This is a genomic window from Clostridia bacterium (genome assembly GCA_035561135.1).
GTDB lineage: Bacteria > Acidobacteriota > Terriglobia > Terriglobales > Acidobacteriaceae > DATMYA01.
Map to the genome: position 1 here is coordinate 39,430 of DATMYA010000030.1, position 23,259 is coordinate 62,688.

Below are 23,259 nucleotides of genomic sequence, written 5' to 3' on the forward strand. Positions count from 1 at the left end.
AGTTGGTGTCGTAACGCGAAGACCGGCGGCTGCTGAACCAGAGTCGGGGGTAGGACACGCGAACCTTGCAGCACAAATGCTGCTGAGCCCTGTCCTTCTTTCACCCGCTACGTACGCCGCATCCATAGCTAGAAAGCAGGCGTTACGATCAAGCCCTTCCTGCGGCCGAATTCGTTCCAGGCGTGAATACTCTTAAGCACATCCTCGGGCAATACAAAGATTTCATCATGACCGTGCTCGCCCCTTTGGGCGGGCCGTGGGCGATACTCGCCATTGCCATGGTAGATTCCGCATTTTTTGGAATCCCTCTCGACCCCGTCATCGCATACTACGTACACAAGGAACCGCAACACTTTCTGTTGTTTGCCGTGTTGGGTGCCGCTGGTTCGGCGATAGGGAGCCTCGTGCCTTACATCATCGGGTACAAGGGGGGAGAAGCTTTCCTGGTCAAGAGGCTCGGGCAGCGTAAATTCAAACGTATTCACGGGATGTCGGAGAAGTACGGCGATCTAGCGTTGATCGTCCCGGCGATGATGCCTCCGCCCACGCCATTTAAGCTTTTCGTTTTTTCCGCAGGCATTCTGGAGATGTATTGGCCTCACTTCCTGCTGGCCATCTTTACCGGACGTCTGGCGCGTTTCGCCATCCTGTCAGCGCTTACCATTCAGTTTGGTCCGCAGATCGTGGACCTGACGCAGCGCATGGTTAGGGAGCATCTGGGTGTGACTGCTGCCATTGTTGCCGCAGTCGTTGTGCTGGTATGGGTGCTGCTGCGCTGGCGCAGAGGCCGGGTTCCGAGCCTCGAAGAGGTGTAAACAGCCAAGCAGTAAAACACAAATCGAACAAAAAAGCCGGAACCCCAAAGGGCCGGCTTTTTCATTGCGGATGCGACTTGCGCTTACTCGCGATCTAGCGCGGCGGCTGTGCTGGAGCTGCGGGCAGCGGGATTCGATCCGTGATTGTGTCGTGATGAGCCGCCATGTGTTCGCGCAATTCCAGACCAGGGGATTGCGTGAACCCGGCGCGCCGCTCTCGGCCCTCTGCTTCAGGGTCGTCCTGTTGCGCGGCGAAATCCTGCCACGAATTGAAGTGGCTGATGTACAGGTAGTCCCATGGCGAGCCCTCTGAGTGCTGCAAGAGGATGGACTCGCCGGGCCTGCGCGAAGCGGCAGTAACGCGATTGAGCGACTGTTCGAGTTGTGCGCGATGACCCGGTGCACCACGGTAGGTGCTTACGATATAGACGGACTTGTCTTGCGCGCCCGGTGTCGCGGTCATTCCCATCGCCTTCACAAAGTCGGCCCAAGCGGGTCCAGTGGCGTACGTGTCATTGTGCCAGGCGCGTAATTCCCGCGCAGGCGTAGGACCGCCGGTCGCTTCGATCATGGCCCGGGTGCCCAAATGCTCGATTGCCACGAAGTCCCATTCGTCGCCTTGCAGATGTCTCAGCAGGAGGACATGGCCCGGCATGGGGGCGTTGGGCGCTGGCGTCTTCAAACTCTCGAGCAACTCGCGAGTCTTCCCCGGAGCAGCTTTTACAAAGTGCACGTGGTACAGATCGCTCCGCATGGAGGGCGCGACGGCGGGAGTTTGGGGTTGCTGGCCCAGCGCGAACAGGGAAAGCATCAGCACGGTGGCAAGTGCGGCAGCTAAACGTTTCATAAAACCTCCTCTTTGGCAGAAGACCGTTTGGATCAGGAAACCAGATAGAGATGAGCACGTAGCAATGGCGACGCAACCTGAACGCCCATGGGCCAAAACGTGGAGCAAACCCGGTGGATGTAGCTACCTTGAGTGGGGTTGCCCCTGCGGAGCTCTGGCGATCTGCAATTGGAAGGGTGCGCCGGGGCATTCCGCAGCGTAGCTTTCCCGATTTGGGAGGTGCTGTCGGCGTGTGTGACTTAAGTCGCATCCGGCAAGAATGGCTGCGAATACTTTGAGAAGAAGCAAAAAAAGCGGAGCCATCAAGGGCTCGGAAAGAGATACCCAATGCGTTTGAAAATCCTGCGCAGCGTTTTTGCACTTACCCTCTTCTTCGTGCCGCAATTCGCGGCAGCACACTGTGACTCTGTCTCTGGGCCGGTGGTGGTCGACGCACGTGTTGCCCTGAAAACCGGCGATTTAACCCCAATGCTGAAGTGGGTGGCACCCGACAGCGAGCGTGAACTTCGGGCGGCTTTCGAGCGTGCATCAGCAGTCCGCGATGCAAGCCCTGAGGTACGTGAGCTTGGCGAAACGTACTTCTTTGAGACGGCCGTGCGCCTGCATCGCGCGAGCGAAGGCCAGCCGTACACGGGTCTTAAATCGGCCGAAGCAGTCACTCCGACAATTGCTGCTTTCGATCAGGCACTCGAGCGCGGCAATGCCGACAAAGTCATTGATTCCCTGGTGAGCGAGGTACGCCATCAGCTCACGCTTCGCTTCAACGAAGCGAAGACCAGAAAAGCCGAAGCAGCACACTCCGTCCAGGATGGTCGCAAATACGTGCGGGCTTACGTGCAATTAATGCACTACTCCGAAATGCTTCAGCCACCGGCGCACGATGAGCACGCCAAAGCGGAAGGTGCGGAAGCCGCGGCGCATAAACACGAGTAGCGAGTTAGCGGAAAAGGTCCAGGAAAGCCGAGTGCTTGAAGGGCGCGGGGACGATGGTGACAAGCAGCAGCACCAACGCAAGAACTGCCAGGCGTCTCCGCGAGCGGTTCAGGTCAGGCCACACAGGGACATTCGGATGGCGCATCCCGCTTACGCCCAGCAGGACTGCCCAGATGAGCCAACCTACCCAATTTAAAATCGCCATCGGAACAAGCAGCAGCATAGCTGCGCGGGTGACCCACTTGTGCGCGCGCGGCGCTACGGCGTACACCAGGTGTCCGCCATCCAGTTGTCCCCCAGGCAGAAGGTTCAGAGCCGTGGCGAACATGCCCACCCACGCGGCAACCGCCACGGGGTGCAGGTACAAGTGATCTAGCGGAACGGCCGTGTTCGGAAACACTGGCGCCAAGATTGCGTGGGCGACCCAGAAGACTAGAGGAAACCCGAACTCGATTTCGGAAGCGGGCGCGCCGTTGAGTGGTTTCGACAGCATAAGCCCTACGATCATGACGGGAACCGCCACGACGAATCCGGCAATTGGTCCGGCGATGCCGATGTCGAATAGCGCGGCCCGCGACCTTATGGGCGACTGGATTCGGATAAATGCCCCCAACGTACCGATGAGAGTCGGCGCTGGGATGAAGAATGGCAGCGTGGCGTAGACGTCGTACTCGCGGCAATAGAGATAATGACCCATCTCGTGCGCCAGCAGGATGCCCATCAGCGTCAGTGAGAATGGCAGTCCGAGCAGCAGCCGTCCTGGCTCCTCGACAATCCATTGCAGCGGGAACAACGGCAGTGCGTCGTCGGCAGTGGAAAACGCTGGCAGGTTCTGGAGAAAGTTGCTTTGTAGCCGCGCGCCGACTACCAGCGTGGTAAAGAACGTTGTGAGCAAAAGGAACAGGTGCAACTGGTAGTGCCGCCGTCGGGGTTGGATGACGTAAACCTCGTGCGGCAGAACCTCATGCGAGGCGATCGGCGGGATAGGATCGGACATCGGGATACTTAGATGGGGAAACGGTTTTGCGGACGTGGCATAGCCATGCTCCCGGCACCTCCGCCGGGAGCAACAGATTAGTCGATCGACTGTAGTTCTTTGCCCGGCTTGAAGCGTACGGCTTTGCCTGGGGGAATATTGACTTCCGCACCCGTGCGCGGGTTGCGTCCGATGCCGGTCTTCCGCGGACGAACGTTGAAGACGCCGAAACCGCGCAGTTCGATGCGGTCGCCGTGCGCCAAGGCTTTCTTCATACTCTCGAAAACGGTCTCGACCGCCGCCTCGGCTTTGGTCTTCGTAACTCCGGTTTTGTTAACCACTTCGTTGATGATGTCCAGCTTGATCACGCCGCGCTCCAAGACGGGTATCAACATCCGGGGCTAGCCGACCCCATCAACCCGGCGAACTGAGGCTAAAGTGTGGATGCTAAAGGCATAACCGCCCATTGTCAATGTCGCTAGAAGTCTCGTAAGATGTGCTCACCTTCCGGGCACACGCCCCTGACACAACGAAATCAACCAGGAGCAAGGCCGGTGTTCACCACCGCAGCAGCAAAAGGAACAGGAATGTCGATTAAGAGCGACCGTTGGATCCGCAAGAATGCACTCGAACACGACATGATTAACCCATTCTCGGAGAAGCAGGTCCGGGAAGGCGTCATCTCCTACGGTCTCTCGTCCTATGGATACGACCTGCGCGTCGCGGACGAGTTCAAAATCTTCACCAACGTCAACAGCGCCATTGTGGACCCGAAGCACTTCGACGAGCGCTCGTTCGTGACCGTCCAGTCGGACTGCTGTATCGTTCCGCCGAACTCGTTTGCCCTGGCACGCTCGATTGAGTACTTCAAGATTCCGCGCGATGTGCTCACGATCTGCGTTGGCAAATCGACGTACGCGCGTTGCGGAATCATCGTGAACGTCACGCCCTTCGAACCGGAGTGGGAAGGCTTTGTGACCTTGGAGATTTCAAACACGACGCCGCTGCCGGCGAAAGTCTATGCCAACGAAGGTCTCTGCCAAATTTTGTTCTTCCAGTCAGACGAAGCCTGCGAGACCAGTTACGCCGACAAAAAAGGGAAGTACCAGAACCAGAAGGGAATCGTGTTGCCGAAGCTCTAGCGAAGAGAAGACGTCCAGGAAGAGCAAGGCTCATCGCTTCGCTCAGGATGCCCCCGCATATTTCCCGCGGTTTTGACTTTTTCAGCAGCCTGTTTAGCCGCTGAGTAGCATTGCATAAGAAAAGCCCGATCCCCAAAGGGTGCCGGGCTTTTTGCTTTCTATGAAAGAGTGCGTGCTGCTACTTGCGGCCGTTCTGTTCGTTCTCTTTGTACATGTATTTGATGCTGGGCTTATAAACAAGCAGGTTGGATTGGCCGCCTGCGCGCGTCAGCTTGATGCAGTACTTGTCGTACCACTCGATGACTCCGTGCAGTTCCTCGCCGTCGTTCAACACCACCACCATTGGCGTCTTTGACTGCATTTGTTTCTGGTAGTAGAAGTTCTCGGCGTGCGTCTGTTCGGGCGGGGTTGTTTTTTTTGTTGAGGCCGAGGGCGAGCGTTCGGCGCGTTCGCGACGTTCCACCGCTGCCTCTGCTGTTCGAGCGTGTTCGCGGGTCAGCGAAGGCCGAATCAGTTTACGGTTCCCGAATCCATCCGGTTCAGGTGCGTAAGCGGCAGCGGTTGAATCCATTCCATTCTTCATGGGCAAACCTTGCTCCCCTTTGGGAGTACGTCCCTGCGAAATTGAGCACTGCAGGAGATCGGTAAGTTCGGTCTGGCTAGTTTTCGCCATTTGCGCGCGCGGGATCGAAGCGGAGACGTATGGCGATTTTTGACCAGGTTCTTCTAGGAGGTGAACTTGCTTTAAAACTACCACACGCCAAAAGGGGTGACAATCCCTGCTGACGGTCCATCCGCAGCAGAGGCAGGATTGGGAGGGTCAACGCCACGGCTCGCCGATTTACGTCAACTACTCGGTTGGACTCACTCGGTTTCGAGCGAGAACGCCAGCGCGTCCAGCGAGAGCGAACGCAACAGATTGCGTCTCATCCCGGTTTGGACATCGCCGACACGATCAGCTGCGCGGCTGATCCAGCCGAAGTCAACCGATTGCGCCATTGCTTCCAACTCCGGCGCAATATCGATATTGCGCACGAGGTCAGGCGTCTTCGATTTCAGGAACATGATGTCCTGCAGCAGGTTGTATAGCGTGGAGATCATCTGGTCGGTCTTGCCTTTGCCCTCGGCGCCCGCACGATAGCTTTCCGTTGTGCGGAAGAGCGCCGAGTGGTCGGCGTCCGCTCCACGACCAGACTTCTCGGCGTTCAGCGCGGTGCGGAGCAGCGTCAGGGCGTCGTTGCGGGCCGCAAGATAGGCGTTCAGGTCGAAGCTGCGGGCGCGGCCAACGGCTCCCGCAGCGAGCCGTGCGACAAGTGCGCGCTGCTTGGGGTTCCACTCGATCCTATGTGCCAGATCGCGCTCGATCTCTTCCGCGGGTAATGGCGCGAGATGCAGCGTGATGCAACGCGAGCGAATGGTCGGCAGCAGCGCCGTCGCGTTCTCTGCCAGCAGGAATATCGTCGCGTAATCCGGAGGCTCTTCCAGGACTTTTAGCAGCGCATTCGCGGCTTCCTTCATAAATGCCGCGTCGGTGAAAATGAATACCCTGTGTCCGCCTTCCGCTGGGCGGTAATAGATGTTCGCCGTCACGTGCCGGACCTGGTCCACCTTGATCATCATCTGTGGCGGGTCAGGGGGAATGACGAGCACTTCCGGGTGCGTCTGGATCAGGATGCGCGTTTCTTTTTTGTCTGTCTCGCGGAGGTTTTCGCGAGCTTCCACGGCCTCTGCGCAGCGTTCTTCCAGGCGGTCGGCTTGAGCGATTCGCACACAGTTGGTGCACTCGCCGCAGAAGTCTGGAAGCACTTCGGCTTCATCGGTACCTCCGCCGAACAATTCTCCGCGTTGCGGCCGATTGAGGCAGTTCATCGCCTTCGCGACCATCTGCGCAAGCGTGTACTTGCCCGCGCCACGCGGCCCGGTGAGGATGACCGCATGAGGGAAACGGTCGCGCGCCAGCATCTCGCGCAAGCGACCCACTACTTCCGCATTGCCGTGGAACTCAGAAAAACCCATTCCTCACCTAGCGTGCTCGCTTGCCCGTTGTACCCGCTGCGCAATTCAGCAGGCGCGATCTTACGGCCTCCACAATCTTAGGATGTACCACGTCCGCTGGCTTGCGCGCATCGACGACAACAACACGCTCCGGCTCGCGCTCCGCGATCTCCAGATACTTGTTGTGCACACGCGTGAAGAACTGGCGGCTCTCTTGTTCGAAGCGGTTCTCGTCTGCCTGCGCCGCGTCTTCGGCGCTTTTCTGCTGGTTGCGCCGCCGCGCACGCATCACGCTTGCCGCCACATCGGAGTCCATCAGAATCGTCAGGTCAGGCTGGAGCCCTCCGCAAATCACTCGATGCAGATCCAGCACGGCTTCGCTGCCAAGTTGCCGGCCGCCGCCCTGGTAGGCTTCCGACGAATCGGTGAAGCGATCGCATAGCACCCATTTACCCGCCGCTATCACCGGCTTGATGGTTTGCTCGATTTGTTGCGCGCGCGACGCGAACATCAAGGCCAACTCCGCCATTGGCGCGAGTCCTTGCGTGCGCGAATCCAGCAGCACTGCCCGTATCTTTTCGCCGATGGGTGTGCCTCCGGGTTCGCGCGTGATCACTACCTCGATACCTTCAGAGCGGAGAACGGCTGCTAGGCGCTCCAGTTGCGTGCTTTTGCCGCAACCGTCGAGGCCCTCGATGGTGAGGAAACGTCCACGATTTGAGTGCTGTTGCACGGGGCAATCATACCATCGCGAAAGCTGCTCCCGAGAGTTGTAGCTGCTCTTGGTATGCCCTGTTGCACTCTACGGCAGGGCGGCGCCACTGTGCTAAACTCTGCGCAATCAGGCGCACGGCGCCTGCGAGGCAAGCCAATGCGTCTGGGCGACTATATCGACGACTACTGCAGCCGCTGCAAGCGCACCACGGACCACTCTGTTGTTGCCATGACTGGCGAAGAAGTGGTGAAGGTGATGTGCCGCACCTGCAACAGCGAACACAAGTACCGCCACAACAAAGGCGGGAAGCAGATGACGGCGCAGGAAGCCTTCGACAAGGTCCTCGCCAGTGTAAGTGGGCAATTGGGCGACCCGCGGCCTGAACCCGGCAGCAAGAAGAAGAAACCCTCGTAGCTCGACACAAATCAAACAATCTGCGCTCGTGAGCACCTGCGGGTGTCGCGGTATTGCGCTTGACATCAGGGCCCACTCTGTTTGCGGTTTCACCCAAAGGAGTCCGCATGATGCATAGACGCTCCCCGTTGCTGTTCGCGCTACTGTTCGCGTCACTCGCGCTCAACGCCCAGCAGTCTTCCAGGCCGAAGGGCGCAGCCAAGGCTTCGGCGCAGGCGGCGCAAGGTTCGGCGCCCACGATCACCCTCGCCGTCGATGCCAGCGAAGCTCCACGCAAGATCTTCCACGCGCGCATGACCATTCCGGCGAAGTCTGGCCCGTTCACGGTCTACTATCCCCAGTGGCTTCCCGGCGAGCACGGTCCAACGGGGCCTGTCGTCGATACGGCTGGCCTGCGCTTTACCGCGGCCGGCAAAACGCTGCCGTGGCGTCGCGACACGCTCGATATGTTCACCTATCACGTGGAGATACCTCAGGGCGCAAATACTGTCGAGGTAGCCATGGACTACATGTCGCCGACTGAGATGCCTGGCGGCTTCAGTTCAGGCACTTCCGCGACCGCTCAAATGGCCGTCTTGAGTTGGAACTGGATGGTTCTTTATCCCAAGGGATGGGGCTCGGACCAGGTCCAGGTGCGCGCCAGTCTGCGCATGCCTGCCGGATGGAAGTTCGGCACGGCACTACCCGTTGCAAATCGCGGAGGTGATGTTGTCGACTTCGCGCCCGCATCTCTAACCACGCTGGTTGATTCCCCGGTCATCATGGGCGCGCACCTCAGCACCGTGCCTTTGTCGCAGGGGCAGAATCCGCCGCACGAGATGGATATCGCTGCTGACAGCGAAGCCGCGCTGCAGATGACGAAGGAGCAGAACCAGGGTTTCAATAACCTCGTCTCCGAAGCTGGCGCTCTCTTCGGCGCTCGCCACTATCGTGACTATCATTTTCTGCTATCACTCAGCGACCACGTTGCACACTTCGGACTCGAGCATCACGAATCGAACGACAGCCGACTTCCCGAACGCTTCATGGTCGATGAGACGCAGCGAGTCCTGGGTGCGTCGCTACTGCCGCACGAATACGTACACTCATGGAACGGCAAATACCGTCGCCCGGCGGACCTCGCAACCCCCGAGTACCAGACGCCCATGCAGAGCGAACTGCTCTGGGTTTACGAGGGTCTCACCGAATATCTGGGATACGTACTCACTGCGCGTAGCGGTCTCTGGACACCGGAGCAGTTCCGCGACCAGATGGCGATCGTCGCAGAAGAATTCACGCACCGCCCCGGTCGGCAGTGGCGTTCGCTGGAAGACACCGCCACCGCCGCGCAGAGCCTGTACGGGGCTGGCGGCCCGTGGACCTCATGGCGACGCAGTGTCGATTTCTACGACGAAGGCGCGCTGATCTGGCTGGAAGCCGACGTCATCATCCGCCAACAGACCGGCAACAAGAAATCGATGGACGATTTCGCACACCTCTTCCATGGCGGCCAGAATAGCGGTCCCATGGTTAGGACGTACACGTTCGACGATGTCGTCAGCACGCTGAACCAGGTTGCGCCCTACGACTGGCGCAAATTCCTGACCGATCGCATCATCAACATCGCCCCGAATGCACCGCTAGGCGGCATCGAAGGTGGCGGGTGGCGCGTCGTTTACACCGACACTCCCTCCGACCTGACCAAGGCGCACGAGACTTCTGGAAAAGCGCTGGACGCGTCGGCATCCATCGGGTTGCTGCTGAAGGAAGACGGCAAGGTATCGGATGCCATCCACGACATGATCTCCGCAAAGGCGGGCATCGGTCCCGGAATGAGCGTCGTGGCCGTGAACGGACGCAAGTTCTCGCCCGATGTCATGCGCGATGCGCTCAAGGCCAGCAAGAACAGTCGCGAACCATTGCAGTTGCTGATTGAGAACGCCGAATACTTCAAAGCGGTTTCGCTCGACTACCACGACGGGCTGCGCTATCCGCACCTTGTTCGGGACAGCAGCAAGCCGGACTTCATCGGCGACATCATCAAGCCAAAGGTCACGACGCCGCCGGAGCCCGAACCGAAGCCCAGCGAGTAGTAGCGTCTCCCAGACAAGGGCGTCATCGGGAGATGACGCCTGAACTGCCGAAGCCAAGTCGGAACACGAGTCATGGTGAGCGTAGTCAACTATCTTGTGTTTCCGCCACACGGAAACATAAGGTGTCTCAACTCGCGCCTTCGGCGCTCGGGTCGACATGACGCTCTGGCTTGTCAGCAAGAGTGGTTCTATCCTCCGCGAGGTACTGGCAAGTGGTGTGCCGCTTGCATCGACATCAGATGTATCACGGGAACATCGGCCATGCCACTGCGGGACAACCATTCCCATCTCGTGTCCAGGGAAGCACTTGCAACTCTGCTCAGTGTCACAATGCTGATCGCCGCGGCCATGTCGCAGGCCGAAGATTACTCAAAAGCGGTACTGTGGTACCGCTCGCCTCTACCACTGGGCGCAGAGGGTTTCGAACTGGCTTCGGCCCACAGAATCTTCTTCGTACTAGGTTCAGCGGAAAACGAGGAACTGGATGGTCTCAAGATCACCCGCGCATTTAAGGGCGGCTTGGTTGAGACTCGCGATGGCCAGCAACTCCAAAATTATCCCGCTACACTCAACTTCCGCGTAACAGCTACTGCGCTTGACCCGACGATGCTGACGACCGACATCGCGCGAATTGATGAACCCACCGACCTGAACGCCATGCTGCTTGGACTGCATTTCCGCCTGAAGGTTTTTCGCGCGCTGAATCTGGAGATCATGCAGCCAATCGCGGTGCAACTCATCGGCGTCCCGGCGGACCTGCCTTACGACGAGCGCATTTACCGCGTCTCGTTCAACACCGGCGACATACCCGTCGATGCCCGCATGGCGCTGGAAGTCCTGTCCCCGCAGGGTGAACTCCTCACACGCTTCCACTTTGAATTGTTGTAGAGGTGTTGCGGAAAATGGGAAAGTGCAGGGCAGGGTAGCTTGCAGGCTCAGCTTTCGCCGGCGATCAGAACGGTCTCGCCGAGTTCTTCCGAAGAACCGAGCTCCTCCGATGCCAGTGCCTGGAGTGCCGCTTCCGGTGCTTCGTCGTCTTCCAGCATGAAGCCCAGCATCGCCTGTCCTGCCGTCGAGTTCCAGACGGGAGCAAACGACTGCCTGTGCAAAGGCGAAGGTCCATGCTCACGCAGGCTCTTCAGATGCTTCTGCGTGTAGTAGCCCTTGTTGGACGCCAGCCCGTACTGCGGATAGATCGGATCCCACTCGCGCATCATCGCGTCGCGCTCGACCTTTGCGATGATCGATGCGGCGGCGATCGAAGCCGAAAGCGCGTCGCCATGAATGATTTTCGTCTGCGAACATTCGTAGGGAATGCTCATGGCGTCGATCAGAAGGTGATCGGGCTTTGTGACAAGTTTGGAAACTGCTTCAACCATTGCCAATTGCGAAGCCCAGTAAATGTTGAGCTGGTCGATCCGCGCGACATCCACGGCCGCAATGGCGTATGCGATGGAGTGCTCGCGTATGCGCTTGGCCAGTTGTTCGCGCCTGGATGCCGGCAGCAACTTGGAATCGCGCAGTCCTTTGATCCGATAGTTGGGGTCGAGAATTACGGCGCCAGCGACGACGGGTCCGAAGAGCGATCCGCGCCCTACTTCATCCACGCCAGCGATCAGGCGAGCGCCTGTGTCCCATGCCGCCTTCTCGAACCTGGTCGTGCACTTCAGCTTTTTGAGCAATCGCAGCTTCGCCGCAGCTTTCGATATGGCATTCTTCCCGCCCGATGATTTTGGGGTGGCTCGGCGTGGCACGACGAAGGTCCAAAGTGAATCTACGCCTAGCGTCTCACGCTATGGCGGCCAAGGCAAGCGCCGGTGTCATGCGCCAAAAACAAAAAGCCTCAGCCCGCGCGTAGATGCGGACTGAGGCTTCGATATTAGAACTCCCGGCAGAACAGACGTCCCATGCAGCCGGTTCGCGCAACTGCCGTGCTATGGCAACGAAAGAAGTCCGCGCCGGACTAAGCCCTATCGGCTTCCTTCAAGCGGGCAGCCTTGCCGCGCAACGCGCGCAAATAGTACAGCTTGGCGCGGCGAACCTTCGCGGAGCGGACGATCTCCACCTTGTCGACGACCTTGGAGTTCGTCGGGAAGATACGCTCGACACCCTGGCCGAAGCTCATCTTGCGAACCATGAAGCTCGGCTGTGAGCCGAATCTCTTCGAGATAACGGTGCCCTCGAAGACCTGGACGCGTTCTTTATCGCCTTCCTTGATCTTCACGTGTACACGAACGGTGTCGCCGGGCTGGAAGTTGGGGATGTCGGTACGCTGCGCCTTCGCGAGCAGTTTGGCAATAATCGGTGATGTCGACATGGTCGTTTTCCTTCTACTTGCGGTCGGTGGCGCAGCCGCCAGCCAGATCCGTCAGATTCTGTCTCGTTTTGCCCGCCCTCGCCGCCGGCCCGGAACTTCCAAGCCTTGTATCTGCGCGAGCAGAATTTTATCTTCTTCGCTGAGCGCCACCTTTTCCAGCAGGTCGGGGCGGTTCCTCAGCGTTTTTTCCAGCGCGCGGCGACGACGCCAGCGCCGAATCTCGTCATGGTTCCCGTTCATCAGGACTTCGGGAACCGGCATCCCGCGAAAGTCCGCGGGGCGCGTGTAGTGCGGATAATCGAGCAACCCGCCGGAAGCACAAGTCGAATCCGGCAAACCATTGTCCTCTGACTGCGTCGCTCCGGCAGTGAATGACTCCTGCCGCGCTGACGCCTCGTTGCCGAGCGCACCCGGAAGAAGTCGCGTCACCGTGTCGACGATGATCGCCGCTCCAAGCTCTCCGCCGCTCAATACGAAATCCCCGACCGAAATTTCACGATCTGCCAGGTGTTCGCTTACACGCTCATCCACGCCTTCGTAACGTCCGCACAGCAGGACCACGCGGCCCATCTGCTTCAGTTCCTGCGCGACCTCCTGGTTGAACATCTGCCCTTGCGGCGACATCATGATCACCGCCTCGCGCGCCGTGCCGCTCATGCGTTCTTCACGCGGCGCAATGGCCATGCTCTCAAGGCATTCGAAAATCGGCTCCGGCTTCAGCACCATGCCCTCACCGCCGCCGAACGGACGGTCATCGACCGTCTTGTGACGGTCATGCGTAAACGCCCGCAGGTCGTGGATTCCTATGTCAATGATCCCAGCTTCGCGCGCTTTGCGCACAATGCCGAAATCAAGCGGCCCACGGAAAAAGTCCGGAAAAATCGTAACGATCTCGAACTTCATCGCATGTCCACTTGCGCAGGCGTTACGCCCGCTAAACTTTGTCGCCGTCTTCCGGCTTCTCTTGCCGCTTCTGCTCGTCGCGGCTCAGCGGAGCATCCAGTTCCAGCATTCCACCCGGCAGTTGCATCACAACTCGCTTGCCGGGCACGTCAACGGCTTTTGTAAACGCCTCGACGAAAGGAATCAGATACTCTTTGCGGCCTTCCTTTACGACGAGTAACGGGGCTTCTCCGGCACCAAAGTTCACGTCGTCGATGGCGCCCAGCCGCCGTTCGCCACCGCTTTCAACTACCAATACCGCGCAGCCGACAAGGTCGCTGACGTAAACCGCGCCCTCTTCCAACTCGGCGCGCTGTTCGCGTGGAATCTGTATCTCCCACCCGATGAGCTTTTCGGCATCTTCGATCGAGTCGATGCCTGCAAACTTGAAGATCATGCCGCCCTTGTGGGGCCAGAAATCTTCCAGGCGTAATTCGCGCCGCTCGCCGCGTCCACCGAGGGCGCTCAACTCGCGCCGATCTTCAAAGCGTTCCGGGAAGTCGGTGAACAACTGCGCTGCCAGTTCGCCGTGCCGCCCTTGCGTCTTCACCACTTTCGCAAGGGTGATGTACTCGGGGCTGCCTGAAAGTCCGCTCACGTTCTTGCCTCGTGCCGGACGGCTACTCGACGATGTCCAGGCTGTAGCGCTTGTATGCCTTCGACCCAGCCGCGTTCAGGATGGCGCGCAGGCATCTCGCCGTGCGCCCCGCCCTGCCAATCACTCTCCCGAGATCGGAAGACGCGACCCGAAGGCTGACCTCCACGGTGTCGCCATGCTCCGAAGCTTCTACCGTGACCTGGTCGGGAGCATCAACAAGCGCCTTTGCCAGCGTCTCGGTCAATGCGCGAACGTCACCTGCGTAAGTCGATGCCATAGCGATCCTCTGGAACGAAAGCGCTCTCGCGCAATTACGCTGCGGTGGTCGGGGCTGCTGCGGACTTCGCAACCAGCTTGTTCACTGTGTCGCTCATGCGGGCGCCCTTCGACACCCAGTAATCGACGCGGTCGCGCTTCAGATCAATGGTCGCCGGGTTCGTGCGCGGGTTATAAATGCCCACGACTTCCAAAGAACGGCCATCACGGGCGCGATCTTTCTCAATGACCACAATGCGGTAAACAGGCTGCTTGGGCGCGCCACGGCGCGACAGACGAATCATCAACACAGGAACAATTCCTTTCGTGAACGGGTCCCGCTCAGGGACAAAACTCCGCAGAGCAATCGCACACCACGGCGGCCATTCAGGCAGGCGGACCGATCATCCGCTCGCCTGACCGGCGCACTTAACGCGGTCAGGAGCCTTTATGGAATAACCACAGGCTGGCCCGGAACAACTCACCGGGTGACACTGGTGGCAAACGCTTATTATTGCGTAAGTTGCGGGAATCCGCAACCTCACAACGCTTTCTCGCCCTTACCTGGGCAGCAATCCGCGCCCGTCTAGCATACCGCAGGCACTAAATCATGGGAAGCACGACTCGATGCCTCCCAATCAGACAACTCTGAAAATGCAAGAGGCTGCAGTATCCCGCAGCTTCAGACTGCCGACACAACTAGAGCGTCAGTCGACCGGAACGCCAAAGACGCGAAGTGGAGACACCTTGTGTTTCGAGTGCGGCGGAACACAAGGTGGTTCGACAACGCGCCCAAAAAACGGCACTACGCTCACCATGACGCGTGTTCTGAATTGGTTTGGGCGGCGATCCCGGCTGCTGGACGCAGCAGCTTTTCTCTATGACAGTTCTGCTTCGGCTTACATGCCTGGCATCTTCATTCCTGCCATACGCTTCGCAAAACTCGGCTTGCTCATGGTTTTGAACATCTTGCGCATCTGGGCGTACTGACGGAGCAGGTGGTTTACTTCTTGCACGCTCGTGCCGGAGCCGCGTGCAATGCGCTTACGGCGTGAGCCGTTGATGGCCTCGTGATGCTCGCGTTCCCAGGACGTCATGGAGTTGATGATCGCCTCCACGCGAACCAGTTCCTTCTCGTCAACCTTGTCCGCCACTTGCTGCATGTTGGCGAATGGACCGATTTTCGGCAGCATGCCGATGATGCTCGACAGCGATCCCATCTTCTTTACCTGCCGCAACTGATCGCGGAAGTCTTCGAGTGAGAAGCCGTCGCCACTCAGCGCCTTCTTCGCGAACTCCTCGGACTTCTTCTTGTCGATCTTTTCTTCGGCGCGTTCGATCAGCGAAAGGATGTCGCCCATGCCGAGAATCCGGCCGACGATGCGGTCCGGGTGGAAAGGCTCCAGAGCGTCGTACTTTTCGCCGATGCCGATGAACTTGATTGGCTGGCCCGTCACGCTGCGAATGGAGAGCGCCGCGCCGCCCCGCGCATCACCGTCCATCTTGGTGAGTACCACGCCAGTGAGCGAAAGCTTCTTGTGGAACTCATCGGCCGAACGCACGGCGTCCTGTCCGGTCATTGAGTCGGCGATGAAAAGGATTTCCTGAGGATTGAGCAGCGACTTCAGCGACTGCATCTCTTCCATCAGTTGTTCGTCGATGTGCAGACGGCCGGCGGTATCGACGATCAGCACGTCACAACCATTGTTGACGGCTTCACGCCGCGCTTCTTTCGCCAGGCGCTCGACGGTCGCCGTGTTCGCCTCTTCGACTTTGCCTTCGTAAATTTTCGCGCCAATCGCCTTGGCGACCACGCTCAATTGCTCGCGCGCTGCCGGGCGATAGACGTCCACAGAAACCAGCATCGGGCGGTGTCCGCCCTTTTTCAGCCACGCGGCTAGCTTGCCGGATGTCGTCGTCTTGCCGGAACCTTGCAAGCCCGCCATCAACACGACGGTGGGTGGCTGGGAAGCGAACTTCAGCTTTGCAGTGTCGCGACCGAGTACCGCGACCAGTTCGTCACGAACGATCTTCACAACCTGCTCGCCGGGCGAGAGCGCGGTCATGACTTCCTGGCCCATCGCCTTCTCGCGAATGCGATCGATCAGTTCCTTGACGACTTTGAAATTGACGTCGGCTTCAAGCAGCGCCATGCGAATTTCCCGCAGGGCTTCATCCATGTTCTCCTCGGTCAGCGTTCCCTGGCCGCGAAGGCTCTTGAATGTACGTTGCAGTTTTTCGGTAAGGTTCTCAAACATCTGCATGGAAAAATCCAGTGTTGCTCAGAAGAATGGATGCCGCAGCACGCTAAACGGCTGCGACGAAAGTTAAAAGAGAGAATAACACGCGGAAAACAGGGGCAAGCAAGCCCGGAGCGCCGGAGAGCCAGCCAGTCAAACGACAGGGAAGATCGGGAGACTCACGGCCCATTTTCGGTCGCGAAGACTTCGCGTGCTGCCCGCACGGTATTCGCGTGGATTTCGACCGTGTCTTCCAGGCGAACCGCGTATCCGCCCGCAAGGGTCACCATCACCGGCACGCCGTGATTTTTTGCTGTTGCGAATACCAACTGATCGCGATGCTTAAGCCCTTCTGAGGTGAGTGCCAGCCCGCCGAGCTGGTCTTCGCGATAGGGGTCCGCCCCGGCGACGTAGCACAGTAACTCAGGCTCGAATTGCTGCAACCCCCGAGTTAGAGCCTTCTCCAGCCATTCAAGGTACTCGCCGTCGTCCGTGCCGTCCGGCAAGTTCACGTCGATGGATGAAGGTGGCTTCCATGCGGGGTAGTTGTTCTCCTGGTGCAGAGAGATGGTGAAGACATCCTTCGATTCGCTGTGCGCCATGTGCGCCGGATTTCGAGGCGCTGTCAGCAACGCCGACCATGCTTGCGGAGGCGGAAACGGTTCCTGATGTCCTCCGAAGATGGCGGCCGTTCCATTTCCCTGATGCACATCGCAGTCGACGGTCATGGCGCGGGCAATGCGACCCTGCCGCTGCATCTTGCGGATTGCAATCGCGATGTCGTTGATGACGCAGAAGCCTTCGCCGTGGTCGATGAATGCATGATGAAAGCCGCCGCCCAGGTTTATGCAGACGCCATCGCGCAGCGCGTAATCGGCCGTAAGAATGGTTCCGCCCGCATGAAGCCAGAAGGTCTGCACGAGTTCAGGACTGTAGGGAACTTCCAACTCGAGCTCTTCGCGCGCGGATAACAAACCCGTCTTCAACTTGCTTACGTACATCGGAGCGTGTACCAGCAGGACATCCTCGTCCGTGGCAGGTCGCGGCGCAACAATGTCATCCTCCGACGCAATCCCATGCTCCAACAAAAATCTGTGTGCGAGCCGATACTTATTCGCCGGGAAGACGTGCTTGCCGATCGGGAGGTTGTAGCCGTCGCTGTAGACGAGTTTGAAAGGGAGCATGTCCGTTCGGGAGGTTACGAGTGCGCTCAACCAGTGAAAGCATTGTCGAGAATTCCAGTCGCGAACGCAACTATTCGGCGGACGCGCGGTTATAAGCAGTACTGATGTTTTCGCTGTCCGGATTTGCAGAGCATTCAGAACTTGAGGAGGAACTATGAATCGTCGTCAACTGGTGGTACTCGTCTGCGTCACGCTGGTGCTTGGTCTCGCCACGGTGGCCTTTGCCGGTCAGGGTCAACGCCAACGAGGGATGAAGGGTATGCATGGAGGTATGCAGGGTGGCTTTGGGATGGGTATGCACGGGCGGATGCTGGACCAGATGGCCACACGCCTGAAACTCACGCCGGATCAGGAGCAGCGCGTGCGGCAACTTGCACGTGATCGCGCAAAGCAGAGCATGAGCGAAGCAGAAAGTTCGCGCGCCGCCAGACATGCACTTATGAAGGAAGTTTTCTCTGAGCAGCCGAACCAGGCTGAGATTCAGAAACAGGTCGCCTTCCTGCAACAGCACTCTGCCAAAACGATCAACGACTTCGTCTCCAGCGGGATCGAGATGAACAAAGTTCTCACACCTGAGCAGCGCGCCGAAATGCAAAAGATGCTCGACGAAAACCAGCAGGTCACCGAGCGTAGGCGCGAACGCATGCGCCAGCGCATGACGCGACAGCCGGCTCCTGCAAACAAGTAAATGTTTGTGAACTACGCGGCGTGTAAGAGGCCGTCCTGAGCGGATTCGGGGCGGCTTCTAGCGGTTGTTGACCTCATTCATTATGCTGAGACGGCGATGTGGCGCGCGATGCGGATTGCTAGCTCAAAAGCGCGTTCCGGACTTATAGCGAAGCTGAGACGGCGCTCGTCTGTTTGGGGTGATTCACGCTGACGAAGTACACCACGCGTTCGGTCAGGCTCTCGTAACGATCGACGATTCCAGCCCGATGGAAATCGAATTGTGGGAACCTGATGCCTATGTACAACCTGGTCATTCCGAGTAGCGCATGCATACGAAGTTGCAGAGCGCTGTTCACCAGTTCTTGCGCAACGGCGGCAACAACCGGGTCAGGGCTGGTACGGCCCGATTCGGCCATCCGGAGAAGAATGCCCGCATTGCGGGCGACGATCTTCACATATTCCAATGCCGCCTGCCGTCGTGCGCGATGCACGCGGCGGAAGTCTACAGCAGGAAGTTGCGCTTTGAGATAACTGTCCTCCTGCGGGCTTATAAGGTTACGGAATGCTGCCAGGTCGATTGCTGTTGTTAGTTTTCGCAGTTCTTCCGGCGTAGTTGCGCGCGGACCGCCGCCACGGGCGGCGTGAATCAAGAACAGCAGCGCCGCGGCGGTGACCAGCAGAACTATGGCAGTACTCACTTGTTCAGCATCTCCGATAAAGCGGCGTCCCACTCCTCGATGCGCAGTGCGGGAATGGTACTCGTTGCTGCCTGTGTTTTCTCCGGTATTACAACCGCGACCAGCCAAATCGATGATGCTGCCACCGCGCCGAAGATATCGAGAATGGTCAATATGTACTCGTAACGCCTGCCGACGGATGCGACAAGCGTGACCATTGTGAGGGTTGCCGCACTCATGATTGCCAATCCAACGGCGATGCCTCTGTCATACTGCGTCATCTTGAGGCCAAAAGAGTAGACAATCATAAACAGCGCCAGCAGGGCCCCGAGTTGCACGATCATAAAACTGCGTTCTGCACTCATAAGGATGAAGGGCAGTCTGGATATGTCTTTGTTAGGGCCGAATACGACCATCGCGTAACTCAGTAACGAAAAGACCGCGCCGGCGATCACGAGCGTGCGCGCCACCACAGTTCGAACGACTGGGTACATCGTCTGCAGGCGACCATACATCTCCAGGATGATCCACCCATTCAAGAAGATCAGAACCGTTTCTGAGAACCAGTATGTGTAGAAATAAACGGCGTAGTGTTTCTGTACGCCCCATAACGTGAGATCGATCAACGTCCCGGCCAGGGTATACGTCGAAAATGCCGGTAAGACTCGATACAACTTCTTGCGAAAAATGACCGCCGAGAGAATACCCTCGAGCAGTATTCCGGACAGCCAGAGCAGGCGCACGATTGATGTATTCATTACCATGGAAGGCATTCAGCATAGCCTTCCATGGTCGGCCGTTCAATCCCGAAGGTGCTATTCCACGGTATTTCACCCCAAGTAAATCGCAATCGGTTTTCGCCTAAACACAAACAGTGATACCCTGCACGCGATTCCTTCTGTGGCTGAAAATATTACGAGTCTGTTCCAGAATCAGAACACCAATGATGTTGCTATCAGCTTTCGAGGATTTCGTTTCCAGGTCACTGGCCGTGATGGGCGGGCCTTTATCACGGCTGCGCTACGTGTCTTATCTGCGGGATGCATCGGGTAAGTACCGCCATTGGGGATTAGAGCGGACCTACGGAAAAACCACGGCTCAGAGCACCGCGTTACAAGCCCACCAGCATGCTTTGCTGCACGTACTACGCACGCCGCTAAGAGAATTATTCCGGGAGTTAAGGTCCGCCGATTTTGCCCAGGAACTTCCGCACGATATGAAGCTCTTGCTGCCTTGCGAATCCTCCAGAGCTGCCAAGGCTCACCTTAAGTCGGCAGTTCTCGCATTGTCCGCACTGGAGCGTGCGCGGGCGAAAAACACTCGCCCAACCGCATAGCAATTCCCACCACTTGCCCGATTACTTCGGCCTCTTGAGGTTGCTTCAAGGTTCGGACCGACTCGGGTGATAACGGATGCGGCTGCAATATCAGCTTGTCGCCTGCAAGACCGCACCAGCAGCATATAAATCTTTCGCGAGTCTCAACAAAGTAGATGGGCCGCTCGTATTCGGAACGCCATACGCCCTCCTGTACTTTGTTCTTCGTCTCATCGATCTGCACAAAGCAGCCGGGCAGCAGCAGCGGATACATCGTAAAGTCCTCGCTGCCGATGTATCCATAGCTGTAGCGGTCGTTTTCGGAGAGCTGCGACAGGTACTGCACTGGCACCATGCCCCATTGTTCGATCATGCGGCCAAGGTTCGCGGTTCGCCGCTGATCGAACCCGGGGTCCAACGACGTCGGCATTTGCACGATCGTCGCACTCTGTAACGTATTTACCTTGTGCGAACGTGGAGGTTCGGAGACACCCAGATCCGCAGCCGTAGCGTTTACGTCAACGCCATACCAGCACAGCAGTTCGCGCAAATCGCAGCGATAAATGATGCTAAGGGAGTAGAGCCTGTAGATGCTGGGGACGATGCCCTTCGTCTCGATGTCTGACAACCGGCTGAGCGGAATGCCGAATTCATCAAGCTTGTGCAGAGCCGCGATTTTCAGGCTGGCGGCTTCCACATCCCGGATCGTAAAGCCCAGTCGTTCTCGAAGATTGCGAAGCTGTTGTCCTGCGGTGATCAACTTCGCCCCTCTCGTTTTTGCGATGGATTTGGAGGGCAGCTAACCTGCGAACCGCTTGTTAGTACGGAAAGGGCCACAGTCTGCAGGATTATCTCTACCAATGTCGCGCGAAACAATATATGACATGCGTCACACACAGTGGGTGTGAAAAGACTAAACTGCCCAGGGCTCAGTTTGTGCTGTATAGTGCCAGCGCGCTATGTTGCCCTCAGGCATCTCATATTGTGCGCAGAGTACGCTCGGAACCGAAAGGAAAGCGAAAGCCTTGCTCAACACATCACGTTCAAGATCGCGCCAGGCACTGCTGTTCGCGCAGAACTTCATCAAGCATCCCAAGATGATCGGGTCCTTCATTCCGAGTTCGAAATACTTAATCGATCGCCTTCTCGGAAAAGTGGATTGGCAACGCGCCTGCGTCATCGTGGAGTACGGCCCCGGCGTTGGAACGATTTCCAGGGAAGTTCTGCAACGCATGCGTGGCGATGCGGTACTGATCGTCATTGAGATGAATGAAGACTTCGTCGGATTTCTGCGGCAATCCATGCGCGATCCTCGCCTGCGGATCGTACACGGTTCCGCCGTTGACGTGCGCCAGGCGCTTGCATCGCAGGGGCTGGAGGCCGCCGATTACATTATCTCGGGAATCCCGTACACCACGTTGCCAGAGCACCTTCGCGAGCAGGTCATGCGGGAAACTCGCGAAGCGCTCGCGCCCGGCGGCGCGTTCCTTGTTTATCAGTTCACGCGAGCCGTGCTGCCATATTTGCAAGATACGTTCGATGTTGTCACGGAGGAGTTCGAACCTTTGAACATCCTCCCTGCACAGCTCTTCCATTGTCCCCGGTAGCGCCGTACCCGTGGTAGCGAGCCGCGCGGTTACTTCGGCGCGAACCTTCCGTTAAACTGTCTGCGGAAGCAGCGCCATTGAATACTCATCCCAACACTGTCAGCTCGTTAGCAGACCTCACGCTTTCGTGTGCCGCCGAACTCGTGCGCAGCCAGGCTGTATCTCCCGTAGAACTCGCGCAAGCGTGCCTGGACCGTATTCAGGGCGCGAATGCTGACGTACGCGCCTTCATAACCATCACCGCCGAGAGTGCGTTAGCGGCGGCGCGGATCGCAGAGAGCGAGATACGCCACGGCCAGTATCGCGGCCGCCTGCATGGAATCCCTCTCGCGCTGAAGGACCTGCTCGACACCGCTGGGGTGCGAACCACTGCTGCCAGCGAACTGTTCGTAGAACGTGTCCCTGCCGAAGACGCGACCGTAGTGCGCAAGCTGAAGCAGGCAGGAGCGGTGCTCCTTGGTAAAACCAACCTGCACGAGTTCGCTTATGGATGCAGTTCGGTAATCGGCAACTTCGGCGTCGTGCAGAATCCGCGCAAACCAGGTTACATCGCCGGGGGCTCGTCTTCCGGGTCCGCCGCAGCGCTCGCCGCGAAGATGTGTTTCGGAGCGATCGGAACCGACACGGCCGGCTCCATACGTCTGCCTGCCGCCTATTGTGGCGTCGTCGGCCTCAAGCCGACATATGGCCGCGTAAGCGCGCACGGCGTAGTTCCTCTCTCATGGTCGTACGATCACGTTGGTCCCATGGCTCGCACGGTCGAAGATGCCGCGCTGCTGCTCGAAGCGATTGCAGGATACGATCCGCTCGACAAGGCCTCGGCAGATGTGCCGGCTTTTGAGTTCGCCAGTGTCGGCGCGATCACCGGCCGCTTGCGCGTCGGCGTGGCACGCCAGTTCTTCTTCGATGGTATTCATCCGGAGATAGCCAGCGCCGTCGATCGCGCCTTTCGTGCTATCGCGCCCATCGCCGAGTTGCGCGAAGTAGTGGTCCCGGTTTCGAACGACCGCACGGTGCAAAGCTACGAGGCTTATCTGTACCACCGCGAGTGGGCCGCACAATCTCCGGAGAGGTACCAACCCGAGACACTGCGTCGAATCCAATCCGGAGCGCGCTACACGGTTGACGAATACGACCAGGCCCTCCGCGAGCTGCGCAGCCTTCGCGCCGCAGTCGCCGATCTCTTTCGCGAAGTGGATGTGATCGTCACACCCACGGCTGCGGTTCCTCCGCCCACAATTGCCGAACTTCAGAGCGAGCCCGGCCAGTTGCGTCAGCGGGAACTCCTGATGCTGCGCAACACGCGTCCCTTCAATGTGCTTGGGCTACCCACTATTTCCATTTCATGTGGAGAAACGGCGGAGGGCCTGCCCATTGGCTTGCAGATCACCGGAGCAGCCTGGCAAGAAGCTACAGTGTTGAGTTTCGCGAAAGCGGTGGAAGCAGCCCTGGCCTGAAGCGAGAAGCCTATCTGGGCAGTCGAAGACAGCCCCGGCTCGTAGAAATTGCTGCCTACGTCATGTCCCGCCACCTTGGCGCCAGTTGT

Annotated in this window: 26 protein-coding genes; 9 read left to right on the forward strand and 17 right to left on the reverse strand. The window is 58.4% G+C overall.

Annotated elements, in window-relative coordinates; genetic code table 11:
- Positions 1 to 182 precede the first annotated feature (182 nt).
- Positions 183 to 815 carry a VTT domain-containing protein gene (locus VN622_07260; GenBank protein ID HWR35651.1) on the forward strand — a complete coding sequence of 211 codons (633 nt, stop codon included), beginning with the start codon at positions 183 to 185 and terminating at the stop codon, positions 813 to 815.
- Between the two features lie 94 nt (positions 816 to 909).
- On the opposite strand, the gene VN622_07265 is transcribed toward VN622_07260, so the two are convergent.
- A complete protein-coding gene (locus tag VN622_07265) occupies positions 910 to 1,662 on the reverse strand; it encodes a hypothetical protein (GenBank protein ID HWR35652.1) in 753 nt (250 codons plus the stop codon).
- A gap of 327 nt (positions 1,663 to 1,989) precedes the next feature.
- Between VN622_07265 and VN622_07270 the strand changes: the two genes are divergently transcribed.
- The gene (locus VN622_07270; protein ID HWR35653.1) at positions 1,990 to 2,595 is read left to right on the forward strand and encodes a DUF6448 family protein; all 606 of its coding nucleotides are present in this window, start codon (positions 1,990 to 1,992) and stop codon (positions 2,593 to 2,595) included.
- 4 nt (positions 2,596 to 2,599) lie between these two features.
- Here VN622_07270 and VN622_07275 read toward each other — a convergent pair whose 3' ends face one another.
- Both VN622_07275 and VN622_07280 read right to left on the reverse strand, forming a co-directional pair.
- Positions 2,600 to 3,592 (reverse strand): site-2 protease family protein, encoded by a 993-nt coding sequence (locus VN622_07275; protein HWR35654.1) that lies wholly within the window; start codon positions 3,590 to 3,592, stop codon positions 2,600 to 2,602.
- Between the two features lie 77 nt (positions 3,593 to 3,669).
- Positions 3,670 to 3,939, reverse strand: a complete 270-nt coding sequence (locus VN622_07280; GenBank protein HWR35655.1) for an HU family DNA-binding protein — start codon at positions 3,937 to 3,939, stop codon at positions 3,670 to 3,672.
- Between the two features lie 219 nt (positions 3,940 to 4,158).
- On the opposite strand from VN622_07280, the gene dcd reads away from it, so the two are divergent.
- Complete coding sequence (gene dcd, locus VN622_07285; GenBank protein ID HWR35656.1) at positions 4,159 to 4,713, forward strand: dCTP deaminase; 555 nt, start codon at positions 4,159 to 4,161, stop codon at positions 4,711 to 4,713.
- A 178-nt stretch (positions 4,714 to 4,891) separates the two neighbouring features.
- Here the strand turns inward: dcd and VN622_07290 are convergent, their stop codons facing one another.
- The 3 genes from VN622_07290 to tmk form a co-directional block, all read right to left on the reverse strand.
- Complete coding sequence (locus VN622_07290; protein ID HWR35657.1) at positions 4,892 to 5,284, reverse strand: RNA chaperone Hfq; 393 nt, start codon at positions 5,282 to 5,284, stop codon at positions 4,892 to 4,894.
- 293 nt (positions 5,285 to 5,577) lie between these two features.
- Positions 5,578 to 6,729, reverse strand: a complete 1,152-nt coding sequence (locus VN622_07295; GenBank protein ID HWR35658.1) for a DNA polymerase III subunit delta' — start codon at positions 6,727 to 6,729, stop codon at positions 5,578 to 5,580.
- Positions 6,730 to 6,736: 7 nt separating this feature from the next.
- Positions 6,737 to 7,441, reverse strand: coding sequence for a dTMP kinase (gene tmk / locus VN622_07300; protein ID HWR35659.1), 705 nt, complete (start codon positions 7,439 to 7,441; stop codon positions 6,737 to 6,739).
- A 138-nt stretch (positions 7,442 to 7,579) separates the two neighbouring features.
- On the opposite strand from tmk, the gene VN622_07305 reads away from it, so the two are divergent.
- The 3 genes from VN622_07305 (at position 7,580) to VN622_07315 (ending at position 10,797) form a co-directional block, all read left to right on the forward strand.
- Entirely contained in the window at positions 7,580 to 7,837 is a 258-nt protein-coding gene (locus VN622_07305; GenBank protein ID HWR35660.1) for a hypothetical protein, read from the forward strand.
- 107 nt (positions 7,838 to 7,944) lie between these two features.
- On the forward strand, positions 7,945 to 9,909 hold the full coding sequence (locus VN622_07310) for a M61 family peptidase (GenBank protein HWR35661.1): 1,965 nt from the start codon (positions 7,945 to 7,947) through the stop codon (positions 9,907 to 9,909).
- Positions 9,910 to 10,170: 261 nt separating this feature from the next.
- Complete coding sequence (locus VN622_07315) at positions 10,171 to 10,797, forward strand: hypothetical protein (protein ID HWR35662.1); 627 nt, start codon at positions 10,171 to 10,173, stop codon at positions 10,795 to 10,797.
- A 47-nt stretch (positions 10,798 to 10,844) separates the two neighbouring features.
- Here VN622_07315 and VN622_07320 read toward each other — a convergent pair whose 3' ends face one another.
- The 8 genes from VN622_07320 to VN622_07355 form a co-directional block, all read right to left on the reverse strand.
- Positions 10,845 to 11,663, reverse strand: coding sequence for a ribonuclease HII (locus tag VN622_07320; protein HWR35663.1), 819 nt, complete (start codon positions 11,661 to 11,663; stop codon positions 10,845 to 10,847).
- 209 nt (positions 11,664 to 11,872) lie between these two features.
- Positions 11,873 to 12,226, reverse strand: coding sequence for a 50S ribosomal protein L19 (rplS, locus tag VN622_07325; protein ID HWR35664.1), 354 nt, complete (start codon positions 12,224 to 12,226; stop codon positions 11,873 to 11,875).
- A 51-nt stretch (positions 12,227 to 12,277) separates the two neighbouring features.
- Positions 12,278 to 13,129 carry a tRNA (guanosine(37)-N1)-methyltransferase TrmD gene (gene trmD / locus VN622_07330; GenBank protein ID HWR35665.1) on the reverse strand — a complete coding sequence of 284 codons (852 nt, stop codon included), beginning with the start codon at positions 13,127 to 13,129 and terminating at the stop codon, positions 12,278 to 12,280.
- Between the two features lie 31 nt (positions 13,130 to 13,160).
- On the reverse strand, positions 13,161 to 13,766 hold the full coding sequence (gene rimM / locus VN622_07335) for a ribosome maturation factor RimM (protein HWR35666.1): 606 nt from the start codon (positions 13,764 to 13,766) through the stop codon (positions 13,161 to 13,163).
- Positions 13,767 to 13,788: 22 nt separating this feature from the next.
- The gene (locus tag VN622_07340; protein ID HWR35667.1) at positions 13,789 to 14,043 is read right to left on the reverse strand and encodes a KH domain-containing protein; all 255 of its coding nucleotides are present in this window, start codon (positions 14,041 to 14,043) and stop codon (positions 13,789 to 13,791) included.
- A gap of 34 nt (positions 14,044 to 14,077) precedes the next feature.
- Positions 14,078 to 14,326: a 30S ribosomal protein S16 gene (rpsP, locus tag VN622_07345; protein HWR35668.1), complete on the reverse strand. Its 249-nt coding sequence runs from the start codon at positions 14,324 to 14,326 to the stop codon at positions 14,078 to 14,080.
- Positions 14,327 to 14,920: 594 nt separating this feature from the next.
- Positions 14,921 to 16,279, reverse strand: coding sequence for a signal recognition particle protein (gene ffh, locus VN622_07350; GenBank protein HWR35669.1), 1,359 nt, complete (start codon positions 16,277 to 16,279; stop codon positions 14,921 to 14,923).
- Between the two features lie 161 nt (positions 16,280 to 16,440).
- A complete protein-coding gene (locus VN622_07355; protein ID HWR35670.1) occupies positions 16,441 to 17,445 on the reverse strand; it encodes a histone deacetylase in 1,005 nt (334 codons plus the stop codon).
- A gap of 154 nt (positions 17,446 to 17,599) precedes the next feature.
- On the opposite strand from VN622_07355, the gene VN622_07360 reads away from it, so the two are divergent.
- Positions 17,600 to 18,133, forward strand: coding sequence for a periplasmic heavy metal sensor (locus tag VN622_07360; GenBank protein HWR35671.1), 534 nt, complete (start codon positions 17,600 to 17,602; stop codon positions 18,131 to 18,133).
- A gap of 142 nt (positions 18,134 to 18,275) precedes the next feature.
- Here VN622_07360 and VN622_07365 read toward each other — a convergent pair whose 3' ends face one another.
- The 3 genes from VN622_07365 to VN622_07375 all read right to left on the reverse strand — a co-directional run bounded on the left by VN622_07365 (position 18,276) and on the right by VN622_07375 (position 20,866).
- Positions 18,276 to 18,812: a hypothetical protein gene (locus tag VN622_07365; GenBank protein ID HWR35672.1), complete on the reverse strand. Its 537-nt coding sequence runs from the start codon at positions 18,810 to 18,812 to the stop codon at positions 18,276 to 18,278.
- Positions 18,809 to 19,564 (reverse strand): hypothetical protein, encoded by a 756-nt coding sequence (locus VN622_07370; protein ID HWR35673.1) that lies wholly within the window; start codon positions 19,562 to 19,564, stop codon positions 18,809 to 18,811. Before VN622_07370 ends, VN622_07365 begins: the two co-directional genes overlap by 4 nt.
- A 492-nt stretch (positions 19,565 to 20,056) precedes the next feature.
- Complete coding sequence (locus tag VN622_07375) at positions 20,057 to 20,866, reverse strand: helix-turn-helix transcriptional regulator (GenBank protein ID HWR35674.1); 810 nt, start codon at positions 20,864 to 20,866, stop codon at positions 20,057 to 20,059.
- A 265-nt stretch (positions 20,867 to 21,131) separates the two neighbouring features.
- Here VN622_07375 and VN622_07380 point away from each other — a divergent pair, with 265 nt between their 5' ends.
- Both VN622_07380 and VN622_07385 read left to right on the forward strand, forming a co-directional pair.
- Positions 21,132 to 21,713, forward strand: coding sequence for a methyltransferase domain-containing protein (locus VN622_07380; GenBank protein HWR35675.1), 582 nt, complete (start codon positions 21,132 to 21,134; stop codon positions 21,711 to 21,713).
- Between the two features lie 77 nt (positions 21,714 to 21,790).
- Entirely contained in the window at positions 21,791 to 23,170 is a 1,380-nt protein-coding gene (locus tag VN622_07385; GenBank protein ID HWR35676.1) for an amidase, read from the forward strand.
- Positions 23,171 to 23,259 lie beyond the last annotated feature (89 nt).